The organism is Alcanivorax sp. HI0044, assembly GCF_001634945.1.
Window position 1 is genome coordinate 1 of record NZ_LWEZ01000163.1, and the last position, 750, is coordinate 750.

1 protein-coding gene is annotated in these 750 nt (G+C 53.6%); it reads left to right on the forward strand.

Features of this window, described 5'->3' with window-relative positions; translation table 11 throughout:
* Positions 1–233: 233 nt before the first annotated feature.
* On the forward strand, positions 234–750 hold a 517-nt coding region (locus A3730_RS01970; protein ID WP_156500795.1), incomplete at its 3' end, for a S1 RNA-binding domain-containing protein.

Genomic DNA, 750 nt, shown 5'->3' on the forward strand with positions numbered 1-750 from the left:
GGTTGATGAAGTGGTAGACCGGATTCTTGATGAGGCTGCCGCACGCCAGTTGGCGTAACGGTAGCGCACACTTCGTTAGCGCCCTTCGGTGGACCACCATCGTGGGGCAACTCTGTGTTAAGCGGCCGATCTGCTCAACCCTGAAAAAGTAAGCCAGCTGGGGAAGGGCGGATCTCATCTATTGACTAACCCATGTCTGCTGGTTGGCATGTGCGAAAACTTGAGTGAATTTCATGACTGAATCTTTTGCTGATCTCTTTGAAGAAAGCCTAAAGGACCTGGACGTTGCCCGTGGCTCCATTATCAAGGGTACCGTTGTATCCATCGATAGCGACTGGGTAACCGTTAACGCAGGCCTGAAATCCGAAGGCATTATTGCCCGTGAAGAATTCCTCAGCGAGGCAGGCGAGCTGGAAATCGTTGAAGGCGACGAAGTCGATGTTGCTGTAGACGCCATCGATGATGGTATGGGCTTCACCCGTCTGTCCCGTGAAAAAGCCAAGCGCGCCGAAGTTTGGGGCGAGCTGGAAAAAGCTTTCGACGAAGACGAGATCGTAAAAGGTATGATTTCCGGCAAGGTGAAGGGTGGCTTCACTGTCGACATCGGCCCGATCCGCGCCTTCCTGCCCGGTTCTCTGGTAGATATCCGTCCGGTTCGCGATGTTGCGCACCTGGAAGGCAAAGAGCTGGACTTCAAGGTCATCAAACTTGATCCCAAGCGTAACAACGTCGTGGTTTCCCGTCGTGCAG